Origin of the sequence: Microbulbifer celer (assembly GCF_020991125.1) — a bacterium.
Classification (GTDB): Bacteria; Pseudomonadota; Gammaproteobacteria; order Pseudomonadales; family Cellvibrionaceae; genus Microbulbifer; species Microbulbifer celer.
Window position 1 is genome coordinate 684,948 of the sequence record NZ_CP087715.1, and the last position, 18,360, is coordinate 703,307.

Consider the following 18,360-nt stretch of genomic DNA (forward strand, 5'->3'; position numbering starts at 1 on the left):
GCCTGCGCACAGCTTCTTGTGTGCGCGGTGGCCGCAGGTCATCGGAGGAGCGCTTCGATGACCTGGTTGCGCTGGTTTGCGCGAAAGTTCTGGTTACTGGTGGTGGCGCTGGTGGTAGCGCTGGCGATTCTGGTGCAGACCGGACGCCTGCTGTCGCCCCGGGTAGGAGAATACAGCGGCGAGATCGGTGACTGGTTTTCCCAGCGCCTTGGTGCGCCGGTCACCGTGGAGCACATCGCGTTGCGCTGGCAGGCTCTGGAGGTGGCACTTCAAATCGACGGTCTCAAGATCGGTGGCGAAGGTCAGGTGGCGCTGGAGCGTGGCCTGTTTCATCTGGATCTGTTGGCCAGCCTGTGGAACCGCGAACTGATCTGGAAAAACCTGGAGGTGGATGGCTTTAGCGCACGCCTCGAGCAGGGAGGCACTGGCTGGCAGGTATACGGGTTTCCCCGCGCAGCGAGCGCTGGCGACGCCAATGGAAAATCCCGACGCGTATTGGGAGATCCGGCGCGGATCTTTCAGCTGAGCCCCAAGGTACTGATTCGCGATGCGCACTTCGACCTCACGTTGGCGGATGGCCAGACGGCGGAGCTGGAGCTGCCTGAGGTTCAGCTGGAAAATGCGGGTGGATTTCACCGCCTGGTGGCGCGGGCATTTGTCTCTGGTGCCATGGAGAGCCTGCATTACGGCGAGGAAAGTCTGCGTCTGGTACTGGAAGGCTATGGCGATCCGCGCCGTGAAGACGATTTCTCGCTCAAGGGATATGTGCAGCTCAACGAATTGCTGGTAGATCGCGATCTGGTGGATCTGCTGTTCCGTCTGTCTCCGCTACCTGACAAGCTGCGCTGGTCCGGCCGCAAGCTCGCCGGCGGACGGTTGTGGCTGGCTTCCAACCCGGAAGACGGTTATAGCGTCAGTGGAAGCCTGAATCTGTCACAGATGGGAGACGGCGCCAGCGGTGAGGATGCCGGCGATGCCGCGGCCACTGAAGCGCAATCTGATACGGAGCCGGGCGGCGGGCTTAACCCCCTGGAGGCGCTGTCCAGTAATATCTCCGGCCACTGGCAGCCGGGACACTCCTGGGAGCTGGTACTCCAGCAGCTGACTCTCAACTGGGCACAGCTGGAGGTTCCGAAAATCAACCTGCAGGCCAGCGGTAACGACGGCGAGGGGCTGCAGCTGGCGTTGGATCAGATCGAGTTGCAGGCCTGGCATCATCTGTTGCGTCAGATGGAGCTGTTGCCGGAAAAAGCCGACGAGTGGCTCACCGCGCTGGCACCCGGCGGGCAACTGAAGAATCTGCGCTTTTCCCGTGCCGAGGATGGTGAGCTGCAGCTCGCTGCCAACCTGTTGAACGTCTCTGCCGGCGCTCACCGGGGGGCCCCCGCGGTTACCGGGGTCAACGGCTACCTGACCCTGGACAGCCATGGGGGCCGCGTTGAGCTCGCCAGTGACCAGGGCTTCAGTGCGCACTTTCCGAAACTGTACGACCAGCCGTTCGTGTTCACCCGCGCCAGCGGTACCGTTGCCTGGGAGATAGACAGTACCGACAACGCGGTTGCGGTGTACTCCGGCCCTCTGTCGCTGCAAAACGACGACGGCGTATACAGCGGTCAGTTTCTATTGCAGCTGCCCAAAGTGCCGTTCAGCCGCGCGGCAGATTTTACACTGGCGCTGGGGCTGAAAGATGTTCCCGTCAGCCGCCAGCGCGATCTGGTGCCCTTTACCGTCAGTGATGATCTGCGCAGTTGGTTGAATCGCGGTGTCGGTAAGCAAAACAGCGGCGTTATTCCCCGCGCCGGAATTATCTATCGCGGATACAACTACCGCAGTGGTGAAGATGCCGCATTACTCGCCCTGGGGGAGCACGAAGCGCGCCAGACGGTACAGCTTCAGGCGGATATTCGGGATAGCGCGCTCGAGTTTGCCGATGGCTGGCCAACAGCCGAAGATATCAATGGGCACCTGGAAATCAATGACCGCACAGTGACAGTGGAAGCACCGAGCGCCCGATTGTGGCGGTTGTCGGCAAAAAATGTACAGGTGATGGTGACCCCCGCGGAGCATGGTTCGCTGCTGCAGGTGAGCGCGGATGCATCCGGCCCGGCTGCCGATGGGCTGCGGTTGCTGCAGGAGTCGCCGCTGCGTGAACAACTGGGGACGGCGTTTGATGCGTGGACGTTACAGGGCGGGCTGCAAGGCCAGCTGAAACTCTCGCAACCGCTGGGTGGTGCCGGTGGCAGTCCCCACCAGTCGGTGTCGCTTTCTCTGAGTGATGGCCAGCTGGCGATGCAGAATCTCAACCTGGAATTCGAGGCATTGAGCGGCGCCGTACATTACGACACGGAAACCGGCCTCGAGGGTACCGACCTCAACGGGCAATTGTGGCAACGGCCATTGCGCGCGCATATTCAGCATGTGGACGACCAGGGGATGCGCGATACCCAGGTGGTGATTGAGGGCGAAGCCGGCACCGACGCGATCGCGCGCTGGAGCCGACGTCCGGAGCTGGAATGGCTTACGGGGGACCTCGAATACAACGCCCGGGTTACTATCCCCGCCCGAGCGCGGGAGAAACCCTACTCTGCCGTTCTGGAACTCAATTCCGATCTGGAGCAGGTGGCGGTGAACCTGCCCGCTCCGCTGGGCAAGCCTGCTGGAGAGAAGAGCCGTTTTGTACTCCGGGTCCCTATTGGTGAGCAGGGAAATCTCTATCACCTGAGTTACGGTGAGCATCTTGAAGGGCAGATCTGGCAGGTGGACGGCGCCCTGGACCGCGCCGCCATAGCACTCAATGCCGAGGCGAGACTGCCGTCGACGCAGGAAATATCCATTGTCGGTGACCTGTCTGTGGTGGATTTGCAACCCTGGCGCGAGGCGTTGGCCATATACGGCAACGAAGCGCGTGATAAAGAAGCAATGTCGGCGGGCACCGCGGAATCCTCCCCTCCGCCCGCTTCCTCCAGCCAGGCAGCCGTAGAGCGCGCACAGGATCCAGAGGGCTATCCCCCGGCAGTGCTCGCCAGTGAAGCGCCCATTCCGGTACGGTTGGACCTGAGCACGGATCAATTGCGCCTGTCGGACAAGGTCCAGATTGACAATATTCATGTAGGGGGCCGCGGACTGGGCCAGGACTGGCAGCTGCAGTTCGACAGCGAAATGGCGACCGGTGCAGTCAGTGGCGTGCTGAACGCGGCTACGCCATTGCAGTTGACACTGAAGCATCTGCGCTTGCCCGGGTTGGAAAAAGCGTCTGAAGAGGTGGGAGATCCCGCTGCTGAGTCGCCACAAGCCGCCTCGGTCGGTGAGGTTGTGGATAAAGTAGATCCTCTGGCCGCATTCGATTTTTCCGCATTGCCGATGGTGGACTTCTCCACCAGGCAACTGCAGGTGGGGGATGAGCAGCATGGTCCCTGGTCGTTCCGACTGCGGCCCTCTGCCGATCGCCTGGTCGTCAGTGAAATCCAGGGCAGTTTCCGCGGAGTGCAGATCGAAGGGCGCGGTGAGAGAGGCGGTGGCCTCGGTGCACAGCTGATGTGGGTGCGTGGTGAAGAGGGGCGCGAATTCTCACAGTTTATTGGCCGCCTGAGCGGTGGCGACCTGGGGAATGTACTCCAGTCCTGGGGGCAGGAGGCAGCCATCGAGAGCCGGAGTGCGAAATTTGACACCGCACTGCGCTGGGATGGCTCTCCCGCCATGGCCAGCATCAACGACCTCACCGGTGAGATAGGCATCGATATCCGCAGCGGACGCTTCCTGCGTGCCAGCGACAACGCAGGCACGTCACTGCTGCGTTTGCTGTCTCTGTTCAACTTCGATACCTGGGCGCGGCGTCTGCGGCTGGATTTCTCCGATCTGGTTCAGAGCGGGCTGACCTTTGACCGTGTACACGGCGAGGTATATTTCGAAGGCGATGGCGAGTTGCTGATTGCGGTGCCGATTCAGGTGGAGGGGCCGACCAGTGAACTGCAGATGGCGGGGCGGGTGAACCTTCAGCGTGAAGATCTCAACCTGACACTGGTGGCAACCCTCCCGGTTGGCAACAACCTCGCCTTTGTCGCGGCCCTTGCCGGCGGCCTGCCGGCAGCGGCAGGTGTCTACCTGATCAGTAAGGTATTCAAAAAACAGGTGGATCGGGTCGCCAGTGTGAGTTATCGCATCAGTGGAGAGTGGGTGGATCCGAAAGTGCGCTTCGACCGGATGTTTGACGACGGCGCTGCGGGGCGGGAAGGCGCCAGTGCGGTGGCCGAAAGTGCCCGTCGGCGTGAAGAGGCGCAAAACCTATCCCCAAACCCATCCCCAGATGACGCGCCGGTGCCTGAGCAGCGCGCAGACGCCGCTTCAGGACCGAGCGTACAGCCGGCAGATCCCCCCCCGGTGATGGAATACACTTCGCCGGTGGGCGCGGGCTGATTGAGTATTTGCGGGATTGACTGGGTGAGACTTTCCCGCCATTACTTGATAAGCAGCACATTTACACTGCAAACAGCCGCAATAAATCCTGCCGCTGGTTGAAAAAACTGAATAATTGTTCGATATTGGCGTTTACAAGATCAAAATCAACAATAATAGAAGTCTGAGGTGTGCGCCGATGTCCGAGGTGGTCTCTTTGGCCGGAATTTCCGTGACCCGCTATGGGCTGTTCCGCCTGTTCAAATACGCGGTTTATTGTCTACTGGCATACAACGTGTATGCCTTCTTTCTCGAAAATCACGCTGCCGCCAGCACCGTGTTTGCCGACGGGCTCAGTCTGGGCAAGATAATCGAAGCCTATAACGACACCATCGATACCCTGGCGTGGGTGGTATTGTTGCTGGTTTTCGAGCTCGAAACCTGGACCCTGTCGGACGAGCGGATCAAGGGGGGGATCAAATGGCTACTCAATATCACCTCCGCCACCTGTTACGTGATTATTGCCTACTCCTTCTACGGTTACTTCTCCGAGATGGTTTCTCTGACCCACCTGTTGCCGGCCAGTGCTTCTGCCTGTGACCTGGCGGGGCAGGGCGGCTGGTCCATGGTGCTGGAGCAGGATGAATATACCGCGCTGACCGCGGCCAACTGTGGCGGCCTGGCGGACAGTCAGCTGCTGCGCCTTGCGGATACCCAGATTGTGGGGGATGCGGCGATCTGGCGGGAGATCCAGTGGCTGGCCTGGGTGGATGTGATCAATGCTGGCGCCTGGTTGTTGGTGGTGGCCATCCTCGCCTTTGACGTCTGGCTGCAGCTGCGCCACCAGCTCTCCGACGCGGTGATGCGCTATTCCTCTGTGATCAAAGGGTTGCTGTACTTCACCCTGCTGCTGTGTGCGATTTACTGGGGCATCAACGGCAGTTTCCTGGATTTCTGGGACGCCTTCCTGTGGCTGGTGGCCTTCTTCTTTATCGAGATGAACCTGTTTGAATGGCAGGCTGAGACCAGCGCTGAGTAATCTTTCTTGGCGTGTTTCGTAGATAGTTTGGGTGGTGGCGCTACTGGGTACTGTCACCTTCACATTCAATTTTCTGGGAAAACGCCGTTAGTGTTTAAAGGCGTTTATGACGCAGGTGGCAAATGCGAAGGCGGTGATGCCGGAGATAGGTTTGTGAGACCTTCAAAAACAGGGATGTTTTTGCAGAGCCCCCAGGGATGGGTTCACGGCGTGTCTCACAAACCTATCTCCGGCAGCATCGCCGCCACGATGCGAATTTCGAAGCGCCAAAGCATGAAAGGCGTTACGCCTCCTGCATAAAAAAGTCCCGCAGATAACGGAACAGCTTGCGCTGGCTGGAAGGCGGTTTGTTGTGGGAAATTTCCTTTTTCGCTTCGCGAATCAAAGAGCGCAACTGCTGGTGATCTGCGTTGGGGTAGGCATCAAAAAATGCACTCTGGGCCTCATTGCCCTGTTCCAGTAACCGCCCGCGCCAGTCTTCCGCCATGCGATCAAAACGCAGGTGTTGTTGATCCATCTCCTTGCGCTTTTGCAGCACCGCCTCAATCGGATCCGTATCCACCTTGCGCATCAGCTTGCCGATGTACTGCAACTGCCGGCGGCGTGCCTCATTGGATTTGATCCGGCGCATGGTCTCGATGGCCTCGCGCAGATCGTCATCCAGCGGTATTTCCGCCAGTTGGACGGGGTTCAGCTCGGTCAGTTGTTTGCCCAGATCCTGCAGCTCGTGCATTTCCTGTTTGACCTGGGTTTTGCTCTTGGGCTCGTCCCCGTCAAATTCATCGTAGTCGTCAACGTTGTCAGAATGGCGCATGAAAGTTCTCTAAAACAATTTAAATTCTGGTGGCTGCTTTGGCTACTGAAATGCACAGAAGCTTGCCGGGAAGGTGGTGCTGCCGGGGATAGCTTTGTGAGACCGTCTGCGGCCAGGACGGCCGCAGCCGAGCCCCCAGGGATGGGTTCACGGCGTGTCTCACAAAGCTATCCCCGGCAGCACCGCCGCCACTAACTCTGTTCTCTGCGGCGATCAATCTCGGGTCAGGCAAAAAACCAGGTCGCCAGGCCGAGAAAGGACAGAAAGCCCACTACATCGGTCACCGTGGTTAGCGCGACCCCGCCGGCCAGGGCCGGATCAATGCGCAGCGCGCGCAATACTACCGGTAGTATCGCGCCGGCCACCGCCGCGGTAATCAGATTGATCAGCATCGCGGCAATGATAATCACCGCAATGCGCCAATCCCCAAACCACAGCGCGGCAATGCCCCCCATAACCGCAGACCACAGGATACCGTTCAGGGCACCGGTCCCCAGCTCCCGGGACAGCAGCCAGCGCAGATTGCTGCGCCCGATCTGCCCCAGAGCCATACCGCGGATCACCACCGTCAGGGTCTGGCTGCCTGCTACGCCCCCCATACTGGCTACAATCGGCATCAGCACCGCCAGCGCCACCACCTTGTCGATGGTGCCCTGGAACAGGTTGATGACCCAGGACGCGAGCAGTGCCGTAAGCAGGTTGATGCCGAGCCAGACAGCGCGCCGTGGCGCTGTGCGGATGATCGGCGCAAAGGTGTCTTCTTCCTCGTCGAGGCCAGCTAGACTCATCAGCGAGTGATCCGCATCTTCGCGGATGACGTCCACCACGTCATCAATGGTGATCCGTCCCAGCAGCCGGTCTTCACCGTCTACCACCGGCGCGGTGATCCAGTCGTACTTGGCAAACAGCTGTGCCACTTCCGCATCCGGCATATCTGCGGGGATCGGCTTTACATCCGTGGTCATCACTTCGCGCACCGTGGCATTGGGTGAGGAGGTGAGCAGTTTGGTCAGGGGCAGCAGGCCGATAAACTGATCGCGCCGGTTGACCACAAACAGGCTGTCGGTGGATTCCGGAAGCCGCTCGTGGCGGCGCAGATAGCGCAGTACCACTTCCAGCGGCAGATTGGGTCGCACGGATACGGTATCCGTGTCCATCAGGCCGCCAGCGGTCTCTTCATCGTAAGGCAGGACGCGCTCTACTCGCTGGCGGTCGTTTTCGCTCATGGCGGAGAGCACTTCGCCCATCACCCGCTCGGGCAGCTGCTGCAGCAGGTCTGCCACGTCGTCGGCGTCGAGCCCTTCCATCACCGCCACCATTTCATCGGTGTCCATGGTGGCGAGGATCTGTGCCTGTACTTCGTCCGGCAGCTCCTGGAGTACTTCCCCCTCAACGTCGCTATCGATCAGCTTCCACAGTAGCTGGCGAATACGTGGCGGTGAACTTTCCAGCAACTCGGCGATATTCTGCGGGGACAGGGTGTGCAGCATGCGCTGCACTTCACGTCCGGTGCCGCTGTCCAGGGCCGCATAGAGTTCCCCCAGTTGGCTCTGGGTGCGGAACTCGATGTCGGTGGGAGCGTTGTTGGGCACGGAATACCTGCGGAACCGTTGATTCGAAATGGGGTGATTATAGCCGCCAGCGGCGCGGGGAGATATTGCCGCAGGCGGGGGACAGGCTCAGGGGCGAAATCGCCGGGAAGGCGGTTACTCACCCTCGCCAAAGCGGTCGTTGATCAGCGTGCAGATTGCCTCGTGCGCGGCTTCTTCATCGCGGCCATCGATCTCCAGTTCCAGCTCGACGCCTTTTCCGGCCGCCAGCAGCATCAGTGCCATCACGCTTTTGCCGTCCACGGACTTCCCCTGGCATAACACTTTCACTTCAGAGGAGAAGCGTGCGCTGGTCTGTGCCAGTTTGCTTGCGGCGCGGGCGTGCAGACCGAGTTTATTGATGATGGTGATGCGGCTTTTTTGCATGGACGGATCTGTAGTGACTGTTACTGGCCGGGGCCGGGCTATTTCTGTTGCTCGCGGTGGCGAATCTGTATGTTTTTGAACTGGCTGGCAAAGGTCTTCGCGAGCTGCTCCACCATATAGACCGAGCGATGCCGGCCGCCGGTGCAGCCGATGGCGACGCAGGTGTAACTGCGATTGCTCTGCTGGTATGACGGCAGCCAGCGCTCCAGAAAATGGGTGATATCCCGTTGCATGGCTTCGGTCTCTTCGTGGGAGCGCAGAAACTCCGCTACCTCCGGGTCCATACCGGTTTTGTTGCGCAGCTCCTCTACCCAGTAGGGGTTGGGCAGGCAGCGCAGATCGAACACCAGGTCTGCGTCTACCGGCACGCCGTGTTTGAAGCCAAACGACTGGAACAGAATGGCCATGCCGGGGGAGTCTTTACCCACCACCCGGGATTTTATCTGGTCGCGCAGCTGGTGCAGGCTGAGGCTGCTGGTATCTACTACCAGGTCGGCCATGGACGCCAGCGGTGCCAGCATCTCTTTCTCGCGGTTGAGGGCTTCCAGCAAATGGGTGCGGCTGTCTGACAGTGGGTGTTTGCGGCGGGTTTCGCTGAAACGCTGTACCAGCACCGGGGAGCGGGCGTCCAGATACACTACGTCGCAGTCGACGCCACTTTCACGAAGTTCGCGGATGACCTTGGGGGCCTTGTTGACATCGTGCCACAGGTTGCGGGCATCGATACCGAGCGCGAGCTGGATTTCCCGGTTTTCCTGCTGCGGCTCCTCGGAGACACGCCTGACCAGTTCCGGCAGCAGGCTGGCGGGAAGGTTGTCGATACAATTGAAGCCGACATCTTCCAGCAGTTGCAGGGCTGAGCTTTTACCGGAGCCCGAGCGACCACTGATTATGACCAGACGCATGAATCGAGCACTCCTTGCTGGTTGTGGGGATTACTGGTGTTTTGCCCACCCAGTGCCCGGTTGCCCGGGCGTTGTCAATGAAGATTCTGCTAATTATGCCGCGGCGGCGCTGTTGATGGCCAGTGCATAGAGTGCATCGCTGGAATCCGCCTCACGCAGCTTTTCGCGCACGCGACTGTCACTGAACAGGGCGGCGATCTCTGCCAGGGTATCCAGGTGTTCCTGTTCGGAATCTTCTGGTACCAGCAAGGCAAACAGCAGGTCTACCGGCTGGCGGTCGATGGCATCAAAATCAACCGCCGGGGATGTGGTGCACAGCACCCCGATCGGCTTTTCGCAGCCCGGCAGACGGCAGTGGGGAATGGCCACGCCGTCACCGATGCCCGTGGAGCCCAGGCGCTCTCGGGCCACGAGCTGGTTGAATACGGTATCGGAGTCCAGTTCCGGGTATTGCTCTGAAATCGCCTGGGCGATATTGAGGAGCAGCTTTTTTTTGCTGCTCCCCGCCAAATGGCACAGGCTCAGGCGGGGAGAGAGTAATGCTTCCAATGTCATAACTTAGCGGTTACTGGTATCTAACGGTGACTGCGTAACTTTTCTTTGTGTCTGAGAAGCTGTCGGTCCAGTTTATCGGTGAGGCCATCGATCGCAGCGTACATGTCTTCTGACTCCGAGTCTGCAAACACATCCTTGCCGTTCACGTGTACACGGGCCTCGGCTTTCTGGATAAGTTTCTCAACAGACAGAATCACCTCGGTATTGGTGATCAGATCGTGGTGGCGGGAGAGTTTGTCCAGTTTGTTCAGGCAGTAATCGCGAATGGCCGGTGTGACTTCCACATGGTGGCCACTGATATTGATCTGCATGGATTTCTCCTCTTCGGGTACAACACAAACGGCGGCACCCCCTGTCAGGGCGGCAACCCTACTAGGAAGTTCGCCAGAATGGAAGGATACACTCGCCCAGTGGTCATTGGTCGTGCAGATTGGCGCGCTAAGAACCGATTTGGGGGAGAGAGTCACTCTCAGGGTAGTCGCTAAACCAGCCGTTTTCTGTCGCTGGAGGAAGGAATGCCCATGGACTCCCGATACTTGGCCACGGTGCGGCGAGCGACCTTGATGCCCTGGGTGTCCAGCTCCTGGGTGATCTTGTTGTCCGACAGGGGTTTGCGCGGCGGTTCGGCATCGATGAGCTTGCGGATCAGTGCGCGAATGGCGGTGGAGGAGGCGTCCTCGCCGGAGTCGGTACTTACGTGGCTGGAAAAGAAGTACTTGAGCTCAAACACCCCCCGGGGAGTGAGCATGTACTTCTGGGTGGTGACCCGGGAAATGGTGGATTCGTGCATGCCGATGGTTTCTGCCACATTGGCCAGCACCATGGGTTTCATTGCTTCCGGTCCCTGTTCAAAAAAGCCCTGTTGTTTTTCTACAATGCAGCTGGCCACTTTGAGCAGGGTCTCGTGGCGGCTCTGCAGGCTTTTCAGAAACCAGCGCGCCTCCTGCAGATTGTCACGCAGGTAATTGTTCTCGCTGGAGTTGTCAGCGCGTTTGATCAGCGCAGCATAGGTGTCATTGATACGCAGCTTGGGGGTGGTTTCAGGGTTCAGTTCCACTACCCAGCGCTGCTGTTTACGGCTGACGATTACGTCCGGCACCACGTAATGTGGCTCCTCGCCACCAAAGGCCTCACCGGGATAAGGGGTCAGGGTCTGGATCAGGCGCATGACCTCGCCCAGTTGCGCTTCGCTCAGGCGGGTACGCCGGCTCAGCTGGCGGAAGTCGCGCTTGCCCAGCAGATCCAGGTATTGCTCCACTACGATCAACGCCTGGGGCAACCAGGGGGTGTGATCCGGCAGTTGTTGCAGCTGTAATAACAGGCTTTCGCGCAGGTCGCGGGCGCCACAGCCGACCGGTTCGAATTGCTGAATGGTTTTCAGGACCGCGAGAACTTCATCCTCGTCCACCTGTTGGGCGGCGGCCAGTTCTTCGGTCGGGATCTCCAGAAAGCCGCTGGTTGAGATGGCGTCGATCAGCAACTCACCGATCTGTTTGTCGGCATCGGACAGTGCGGTGAGGTTCAGTTGCCATTGGAGGTGGTCCCGCAGGCTCTCCGAGACCGCATTGCGCTGGTCCAGTGACAGTTCGTCGCCTTCACCGGTGTAGCTGGAACTGCTGGTGTAGATGTCGTCCCAGTGGGTGTCCACCGGCAGGTCATCGGGAATTTCGCTGCTCCAGTCGCCGTCGGCACCATCGGTACCATTGGCGCTATCGGCAGTGGATTCGCTGCGTTCGCCGGCGCTGTCCTGTCCGTTGTTCTGGGGTTCGGCCTGCTGCTGGTTCTGTTGCTGGGGTTCGGCTTCACTGCCGTGATCATCCTGTTCGGATTCCAGGAGCGGATTGCTGTCGAGCGCGGACTGGATCTCCTGTTGTAGATCCAGCGTCGACAGCTGCAGCAGGCGAATGGCCTGTTGCAGCTGGGGCGTCATGGTCAGCTGGGTGCCGAGTTTTAACTGGAGTGACTGCTTCATAGGGTTGTATTCGCAGAAAATGCTGGCAAAAGGCGATTTCGCCGAACAGTGGGCGGCGTATTACTCGATTTCTGCAGACTACCCCGGAGAAAAACGGAACACAAGCAAAAAGTGTGCCGAAAATATCAGCAGTGCTGGTAGGAAAAAGTGATTAGTGTGATGAGCGTCAACCTGACTGGCAAAGTTGAGGATGACTGATGCGAAAGTCGCTCAAATTGTGAACTCGTGTCCCAGGTAGACATCGCGTACCTGCTTGTTGGCCAGTACATCGGCGGGGGCGCCGGAGGCGATGATGTGACCCTCGCTGACGATATAGGCGGTTTCGCAGATATCCAGGGTTTCGCGCACGTTGTGATCGGTGATCAGAACGCCGATACCCCGGTCTCGCAAGTGTCGGATGATCTGCTTGATATCTCCCACCGAGATGGGGTCGACCCCGGCGAAGGGTTCGTCCAGCAGTACAAACGCGGGGTTGGTGGCCAGTGCGCGTGCGATTTCCACCCGGCGGCGCTCACCACCGGAGAGGGCCATACCCAGGCTTGCCCGGATATGGGTAATGGTGAACTCCTTCAGTAGGGCTTCCAGCTGTTCCTGCCGCTGGCTGCGGTTCAGGTCCTTGCGGGTTTCCAGGATGGCCAGAATATTGTCCTGTACGGACAGGCGGCGGAAAACCGAGGCTTCCTGGGGCAGGTAGCCGATACCCTTGCGTGCGCGTCCGTGCATGGACAGGCTGGTAATGTCTTCGCCGTCAATCAGAACCTGTCCGGCGTCGGCCTGGACCAGCCCGGCAATCATGTAGAAGCAGGTGGTTTTGCCGGCGCCATTCGGTCCCAGAAGACCAACGACCTGACCGCTGGTGACGCTGACGGACACGTCCTGTACGACTTTGCGCTTCTTGTACTGTTTGGCGAGATGTAACGCTCTCAGCGTTGGCATAATATTTTCCGCAATTCCCGGGGCTGCTATCGCCGCGGTTAAATCATGACTGATGGAGTGGCTCTGTACCAGTGGCGCCGCGAGCTGCAGTGGCATCCGCCGGGCAGTCTGTCCGGCGGGGTGAGGGCTGCTGTCAGGGGGTACTGATCAGGGACTTATTGATTGTTGTCTGGTTGCGGCTTGGACTCCGGTTTCCAGATCATTTCTACCCGCTCTTTTTCCGAGCGTCCCTGGGCCTGCATCTGTTCACTGTTGAGGTCATAATCGATCCGTTCAGCGGTCAGGGTGTTGCCATCGCGATCCACATGGGCCTGGCCGGTCAGTAGTAGGGAATCCTTGCCCACCATGAATTCAATTTTCTGTGCGCGGGCTTTTACCGGGCTGGTGCTCTCTTTCACTTGCTGCTGGAAGTGGGCTGGCTTGCCGGTGGCGATTACCTTGTTGATCTCTCCTTCCGGGTTGCCGTGCACTTCCACCCGGTCCGCGCGAATCTGCATGGAGCCCTGGGTGATGACCACATTGCCGATATAGACCGACAGGTTTTGACTGCGATTGGCTTCGAGTTTATCCGCCGACACCTTGACCGGCTGTTGGCGGTCGCCAGGTAGCGCCAGCGCGGGGTTGCCGAGTAGAGCAGAGACCAGCAGGGCAGTGCCCAGCGCCAGCTTCAGAGGGAGGGCGGATTCAATGGGTTTCATAGCGGCTTTCCACATTGGCCAGAATTTCTACCTTGTCTTGTTTGAGGTCAGCCCGCATGCCCTTGCCGGTGGTGCGGTTGACGCCGTCACTAATGGTAACAACTTTGTCCGTTTCGGCGAATTCATCCCGGGGCTTGAGTACAATTTCATCCGTGCGCAGGGTGATGCCTGGCTGTGGCATTTCGCTGACCACAACCTTGCCTTTCAGGATTACGCGCTGTCCGTTGTTGATGGCGGTACCGGTGCGGGATTCCGTGCGCCAGCGGGAGTCCTCTCCCTGATAGAACATCATGCGGGGCTCCGTCAGTTCGGCGCGGTCGCGGCGGGCAAACTGGAAAAAAGTGATGCGGTCCGCGTCCACCTGATAGGCGAGGGTGCCTTCTACACCGTAATGGCGGGTGCGGGCATCGCGGATAACCAGGTCCGGGGCCTTGTTGTGCTGCTGCTGAGTCGGGCGTTTGCCGAGCAGGGGCTGGCTCGGGCTCTCGACAAACCAGAGTCCGAGGGTAATCAGTGAGACCACAATGACCAGTGGCAGCCAGGTGCGCATGTAGGCTTGTTTCCTGAGTCTTGTTTCCGTTAAACGGGCGGATTGCCGTGGGGTTGTTTGTGCAGTGACTGTCTGTTCAGTGACTGCTTATTCCGCAATATAGGGGGCGAGGGCGGCATCAAATGTGCCCTGGGCCTGCATGATGCGGTCGCATACCTCGCGTACGGCGCCTTCGCCGCCCTGCCGGGTGGTTACCCAGATTGCGCGCTCCAGCACTGGCGGCGCGGCATTGGGGACTGCAATCGGGCAACCGATCCGGGTCATGACCTGAAGATCCGGATAGTCATCGCCAATATAGGCGATGTTGTCCAGGTCGTAGCTTTCTCCGGCGAAGAGCTCTTTGAAGGCGGTATATTTGTCTTCGCGGCCCTGGATCAAGCGGGTGATCCCCAGATCGTGCGCGCGTTTCTCCACCAGGCCACTGCGGCGGCCGGTGATAATGGCAACCGCCACACCGGATTGTTGCAGCATCTTAATACCGTGACCGTCCAGGGTGTGAAAAGTTTTCAGTTCGTTGCCGCTGTTGTCGAAATACAGTTTGCCGTCGGTAAGGACACCATCGACGTCGAGGACAAGGTGGCGTACTTTGGCGAGCTTCTGTTGCAGGATCTCTTCCGGGATCACGTGTGTTCCTTAGTGGTTTCAGGTGTTTGCCGCACTTATCTGCCGCACTTTCAGTTTTCGCGTTATCCGTCGCCTGCCCGCTGCAGGTACAGTGTGGTGCAAGCTACGGGAAGTTTGTTCAGCTATTGGTTGGGTTCAGATAACGCCCGCGCGCAAAATGTCGTGCATATGCAGCAGGCCTACAGGGTGATTCTCGGGATCTTCGACAACCAGCGCGGTGATCTTGTTGTCTTCCATTATCCGCAGGGCCTGTGCTGCCAGGGTTTGCGCTGACACAGTTTTCGGATGCCGGCTCATCACCTGATCCATAGTGGCGGTACCCAGCTCAATCTGCTGGTCGATGACCCGACGCAGGTCGCCGTCGGTGAAGACTCCCAGCAGCTGGCCGGCGGTATCTACGATGGTGGTCATGCCGAACCCCTTGCTGGTCATTTCCAGCAGCGCTGTGGACAGGAGGGTGTCGGGGCTGACCTGGGGGAGCTCGTCTCCCTTGTGCATCACATCATCCACCTTGAGCAGCAGCTGTCGTCCCAGTGCACCGCCTGGATGAGAAAAGGCGAAGTCTTCAGCGGTAAAGCCGCGGGCTTCGAGCAGTGCTACTGCCAGAGCGTCGCCCATTACCAGGGTGACGGTGGTCGAGGAGGTGGGGGCCAGATTGAGTGGGCAGGCCTCGGTATCCACCGCAATGTTCAGGTTGACATCTGCAGATTGGGCCAGCGGTGAATCCGCTTTTCCTGTCATGCTCACCAAGGGGATACCCAGACGTTTGAGTAGCGGCAGTAGGGTCAGTACCTCGCCGGAGCTGCCGGAGTTGGAGATCGCAATCACCAGGTCCTGGCGGGTGATCATGCCCAGGTCCCCGTGGCTGGCTTCACCAGGGTGGACAAAAAAGCTGGGTGTGCCGGTGCTGGCGAGGGTAGCGGCAATCTTGCGGCCAATATGCCCCGATTTACCCATGCCGGAAACAATCACGCGTCCCTTGCATTGCAGGATCAGTTCGCACGCTCGGTGAAAATCACTATCGATACGCTGTTCCAGTGCTGCGACCGCGGCGGTTTCCATACGTATGGTGCGGCGGCCGGCCTCTATGGTCAGTTCTGTAGCCATGGGTAACTCTGTCTGCTTCTGGCTTCTTTGGTAGGGGCGGACTGTTCTTCAGTTAAGAGACTTCCGCGGGGTAGTATTGCTCGCGATATACGCTGTGGCCCGGTGTCGGAGGCCGAGGCTGTGGTCGCGCACTCAGGCGCCGCACTCTGGTTGACATGCTAACCTTTTAGCAGGCTCCAGTGGTTTGGCAATGAAAATGAGTCGCGCCCCGCCATTCGGATCCAATCAGTGACCGAGTCCTGCTTGTCCGGAGCGCCGCCATGGTATAGTTTGCCGCCGCTATTGTCAGCCGCGGCGTCTGATTGAGCGCGAACGGCGTGTTCGCGAAAAAATCAGCGCCTCCATGACACTTTTTCGCGCCTCGCGCATCCAAGGGACGACTTGCCACATGGGAGATATTTTGTGAGCGCACGTATTTTGCCAGTTTCATCCGTTTCTGCTCGCCTGTTTCAGGCAGTGATTGCCGTTTTCCTGTTCTGTAGTTGGGGGCCAGTGGCCAGTGCGGCACAGAACCCTTATTCGATGATTGAAGGGGTTTCCAGCGATCTGCTGGGCGTTATCCGTTCGAATGGGCAGCATCTGAAATCCAACCCGCAGCGCTATTACAGTGCAGTGGATCGGGTGCTGGAACCGGTGGTGGACTTCAATTTTATCGCCCGCGGTGTGATGGGGCGCTACGCCAAGCAGGCGACCCCGGATCAGCGCGCGCGCTTTGCCAAGGCTTTCCGTCGCGATCTGGTAGCTACTTTTGCCCGTGGTGTGGCGACGTTTGGTGACCTGGACGTGAAGGTGGTTAACCCGGGCTCGGCGCCCAGCGGCAATCGCGTCAATGTATTGCAGGAAGTGCGTAGCAATGAGGGGTTGACCAAGGTCTCCTATACCCTGGTGCGCAATCGCAGTGGCCAGTGGAAGCTGATCAATGTGATCCTCAATGGTGTCAATCTGGGTAAAACCTTCCGCGGCCAGTTTGCCCAGTCAATGCAGGCTAACGGCGGCGATATAGACAAGGTAATTGCCAGTTGGTCGGCGGCTGACAAAGTTGCTGGCGAAGTGGGCTGATTGCTGGTTGATAACGAGGGCCGGCTGCGAAGCCGGTCTTATTCCAGTACACTTGCGCGCTGATTTCCAACCGAGCCTTTATTCCCGCCTATGCAACCAGAACAGATTAAAGCCCTGATCGAAGGGCAGATTCCCGGAAGCCAGGTCGATGTTGCCTTTGAAGGCAGCCACCTGCAATTGACCGTTGTAAGCGCCGCATTCTCCGGCCTCAGCCGCCTGAAAAAGCAACAGATGGTCTACGGCGCGCTTTCCGAGAAAATTGCTGACGGCACACTGCACGCCGTACAGATGAAAACCCTGACCCCCGAAGAAGCCGGACAGTAAGCCGCGCTCAGAATTGGGTCTATCAATTGGACCTAGCAATTGGACCTCGGACCGCATGGATAAACTGATTATCGAAGGGGGCAGCCCCATCTCCGGAACGCTGAAAATTTCCGGAGCCAAGAATTCCGCGCTGCCCATTCTGGCAGCGGCGCTGTTGCCGGATGGGCCGGTACGGATCCAGAACCTGCCCCATCTCAATGACATCACCACCATGATCACCCTGCTGCGGTGCATGGGAACCGAGGTTACTGTCGACGAAAACCTGGGGGTAGAGATCGATCCCCGTTCCGTCAATGAGCTCACAGCACCCTACGAGCTGGTGAAAACCATGCGCGCCTCGATTCTGGTGCTAGGGCCGTTGCTGGCCCGCCACGGGGTGGCCAATGTGTCGTTTCCCGGTGGCTGTGCTATCGGCAGTCGTCCGGTAGATATTCACCTCAAGGGGCTGGAGGCCATGGGGGCGGAAATCACCATCGATGAAGGGTTTATCCGCGCGCGCAGTAATGGCCGCCTCAAGGGCGCCAATATCGTGATGGAGAAAGTCACCGTTGGCGGCACCGAGAACCTGCTGATGGCAGCTGTGCTCGCTGAGGGGACCACGCTTTTACACAATGCCGCGCGTGAGCCGGAGATTGTTGACCTGGCGGAGTTCCTGATCGCCATGGGTGCGGACATTGAAGGCGCCGGCACCGACACCATTCGTGTCAATGGCGTGGATCGCCTGCACCCCTGCACTTACGCGGTCATGCCGGATCGGATTGAGACGGGTACCTTTCTTGCCGCCGCCGCGGCGGCCCGTGGTAAGGTGCGCCTGACGCACGCCCGCGCAGACACACTGGATGCCGTGCTGGCCAAGTTTGAGGAGGCTGGCGCCAACCTCAGTATCGGTGACAACTGGATTGAACTGGACATGAAGGGCAATCGGCCCAAGGCCGTCAGTTTCCGCACCGCGCCCTATCCCGCCTTTCCCACCGACATGCAGTCGCAGTTTATGGCAATGAATGCCGTGGCCGAGGGCAAAGGCACGGTAGTTGAGACTATCTTTGAAAATCGCCTGATTCAGGTACATGAGCTGAACCGCATGGGGGCGAATATCGTTCTCGAGGGGAACACGGCGATTGTCTCCGGGGTGGAGAAGCTCAAGGGAGCGCCGGTGATGGCGTCGGACCTGCGAGCATCTGCCAGCCTGGTGATTGCGGGGATGATTGCGGAAGGGACCACTACGGTGGACCGGATTTACCATATCGACCGTGGCTATGAGTGTATTGAAGAAAAGTTGCGCCAGCTGGGCGCGAATATTCGTCGTGTCCCCGGGTGACCCGACGACAAGATGAGACACCACTGTCGGCGGGGGGCTGCTGGCAGTGGAGGGAATAAGCGGCAGGGCGTTGCCATCCGATTAAAAGTGC

The 18,360-nt window shown here is 59.1% G+C and carries 17 protein-coding genes; 5 read left to right on the forward strand and 12 right to left on the reverse strand.

The genetic code is table 11. The features are described from left to right. The first annotated feature begins 57 nt into the window (after positions 1 to 57). Both LPW13_RS02640 and LPW13_RS02645 read left to right on the forward strand, forming a co-directional pair. On the forward strand, positions 58 to 4,413 hold the full coding sequence (locus LPW13_RS02640) for a YhdP family phospholipid transporter (RefSeq protein WP_230437901.1): 4,356 nt from the start codon (positions 58 to 60) through the stop codon (positions 4,411 to 4,413). Positions 4,414 to 4,600: 187 nt separating this feature from the next. Continuing rightward, entirely contained in the window at positions 4,601 to 5,431 is an 831-nt protein-coding gene (locus LPW13_RS02645; RefSeq protein ID WP_230439138.1) for a hypothetical protein, read from the forward strand. A 283-nt stretch (positions 5,432 to 5,714) separates the two neighbouring features. Here the strand turns inward: LPW13_RS02645 and yjgA are convergent, their stop codons facing one another. The 12 genes from yjgA to LPW13_RS02705 form a co-directional block, all read right to left on the reverse strand. Then, the gene (gene yjgA / locus LPW13_RS02650) at positions 5,715 to 6,245 is read right to left on the reverse strand and encodes a ribosome biogenesis factor YjgA (RefSeq protein ID WP_230437902.1); all 531 of its coding nucleotides are present in this window, start codon (positions 6,243 to 6,245) and stop codon (positions 5,715 to 5,717) included. A gap of 224 nt (positions 6,246 to 6,469) precedes the next feature. Then, complete coding sequence (gene mgtE / locus LPW13_RS02655; RefSeq protein WP_230437903.1) at positions 6,470 to 7,837, reverse strand: magnesium transporter; 1,368 nt, start codon at positions 7,835 to 7,837, stop codon at positions 6,470 to 6,472. Positions 7,838 to 7,951: 114 nt separating this feature from the next. After that, positions 7,952 to 8,221, reverse strand: coding sequence for an HPr family phosphocarrier protein (locus LPW13_RS02660; RefSeq protein ID WP_230437904.1), 270 nt, complete (start codon positions 8,219 to 8,221; stop codon positions 7,952 to 7,954). A 38-nt stretch (positions 8,222 to 8,259) separates the two neighbouring features. Continuing rightward, positions 8,260 to 9,126, reverse strand: coding sequence for an RNase adapter RapZ (gene rapZ, locus LPW13_RS02665; protein WP_230437905.1), 867 nt, complete (start codon positions 9,124 to 9,126; stop codon positions 8,260 to 8,262). Positions 9,127 to 9,219: 93 nt separating this feature from the next. Next, on the reverse strand, positions 9,220 to 9,681 hold the full coding sequence (ptsN, locus tag LPW13_RS02670) for a PTS IIA-like nitrogen regulatory protein PtsN (protein WP_230437906.1): 462 nt from the start codon (positions 9,679 to 9,681) through the stop codon (positions 9,220 to 9,222). Positions 9,682 to 9,701: 20 nt separating this feature from the next. Beyond that, the gene (hpf, locus tag LPW13_RS02675) at positions 9,702 to 9,992 is read right to left on the reverse strand and encodes a ribosome hibernation-promoting factor, HPF/YfiA family (RefSeq protein ID WP_230437907.1); all 291 of its coding nucleotides are present in this window, start codon (positions 9,990 to 9,992) and stop codon (positions 9,702 to 9,704) included. A gap of 170 nt (positions 9,993 to 10,162) precedes the next feature. Further along, the gene (locus LPW13_RS02680) at positions 10,163 to 11,653 is read right to left on the reverse strand and encodes an RNA polymerase factor sigma-54 (RefSeq protein ID WP_230437908.1); all 1,491 of its coding nucleotides are present in this window, start codon (positions 11,651 to 11,653) and stop codon (positions 10,163 to 10,165) included. A gap of 210 nt (positions 11,654 to 11,863) precedes the next feature. Next, the gene (gene lptB, locus LPW13_RS02685; RefSeq protein ID WP_230437909.1) at positions 11,864 to 12,589 is read right to left on the reverse strand and encodes an LPS export ABC transporter ATP-binding protein; all 726 of its coding nucleotides are present in this window, start codon (positions 12,587 to 12,589) and stop codon (positions 11,864 to 11,866) included. 155 nt (positions 12,590 to 12,744) lie between these two features. Continuing rightward, a complete protein-coding gene (lptA, locus tag LPW13_RS02690) occupies positions 12,745 to 13,287 on the reverse strand; it encodes a lipopolysaccharide transport periplasmic protein LptA (RefSeq protein WP_230437910.1) in 543 nt (180 codons plus the stop codon). Then, positions 13,274 to 13,837 carry an LPS export ABC transporter periplasmic protein LptC gene (lptC, locus tag LPW13_RS02695; RefSeq protein ID WP_230437911.1) on the reverse strand — a complete coding sequence of 188 codons (564 nt, stop codon included), beginning with the start codon at positions 13,835 to 13,837 and terminating at the stop codon, positions 13,274 to 13,276. The genes lptA and lptC overlap by 14 nt, the downstream gene beginning before the upstream one ends. An 87-nt stretch (positions 13,838 to 13,924) precedes the next feature. Further along, entirely contained in the window at positions 13,925 to 14,461 is a 537-nt protein-coding gene (locus tag LPW13_RS02700; RefSeq protein ID WP_230437912.1) for a KdsC family phosphatase, read from the reverse strand. A 135-nt stretch (positions 14,462 to 14,596) separates the two neighbouring features. Further along, positions 14,597 to 15,568, reverse strand: coding sequence for a KpsF/GutQ family sugar-phosphate isomerase (locus LPW13_RS02705; protein WP_230437913.1), 972 nt, complete (start codon positions 15,566 to 15,568; stop codon positions 14,597 to 14,599). Positions 15,569 to 15,970: 402 nt separating this feature from the next. Between LPW13_RS02705 and LPW13_RS02710 the strand changes: the two genes are divergently transcribed. The 3 genes from LPW13_RS02710 to murA all read left to right on the forward strand — a co-directional run bounded on the left by LPW13_RS02710 (position 15,971) and on the right by murA (position 18,269). Next, positions 15,971 to 16,627: an MlaC/ttg2D family ABC transporter substrate-binding protein gene (locus LPW13_RS02710; RefSeq protein WP_230437914.1), complete on the forward strand. Its 657-nt coding sequence runs from the start codon at positions 15,971 to 15,973 to the stop codon at positions 16,625 to 16,627. A gap of 90 nt (positions 16,628 to 16,717) precedes the next feature. After that, complete coding sequence (locus tag LPW13_RS02715) at positions 16,718 to 16,951, forward strand: BolA family protein (protein ID WP_230437915.1); 234 nt, start codon at positions 16,718 to 16,720, stop codon at positions 16,949 to 16,951. A 55-nt stretch (positions 16,952 to 17,006) separates the two neighbouring features. Next, a complete protein-coding gene (gene murA, locus LPW13_RS02720) occupies positions 17,007 to 18,269 on the forward strand; it encodes a UDP-N-acetylglucosamine 1-carboxyvinyltransferase (RefSeq protein WP_230437916.1) in 1,263 nt (420 codons plus the stop codon). Positions 18,270 to 18,360 lie beyond the last annotated feature (91 nt).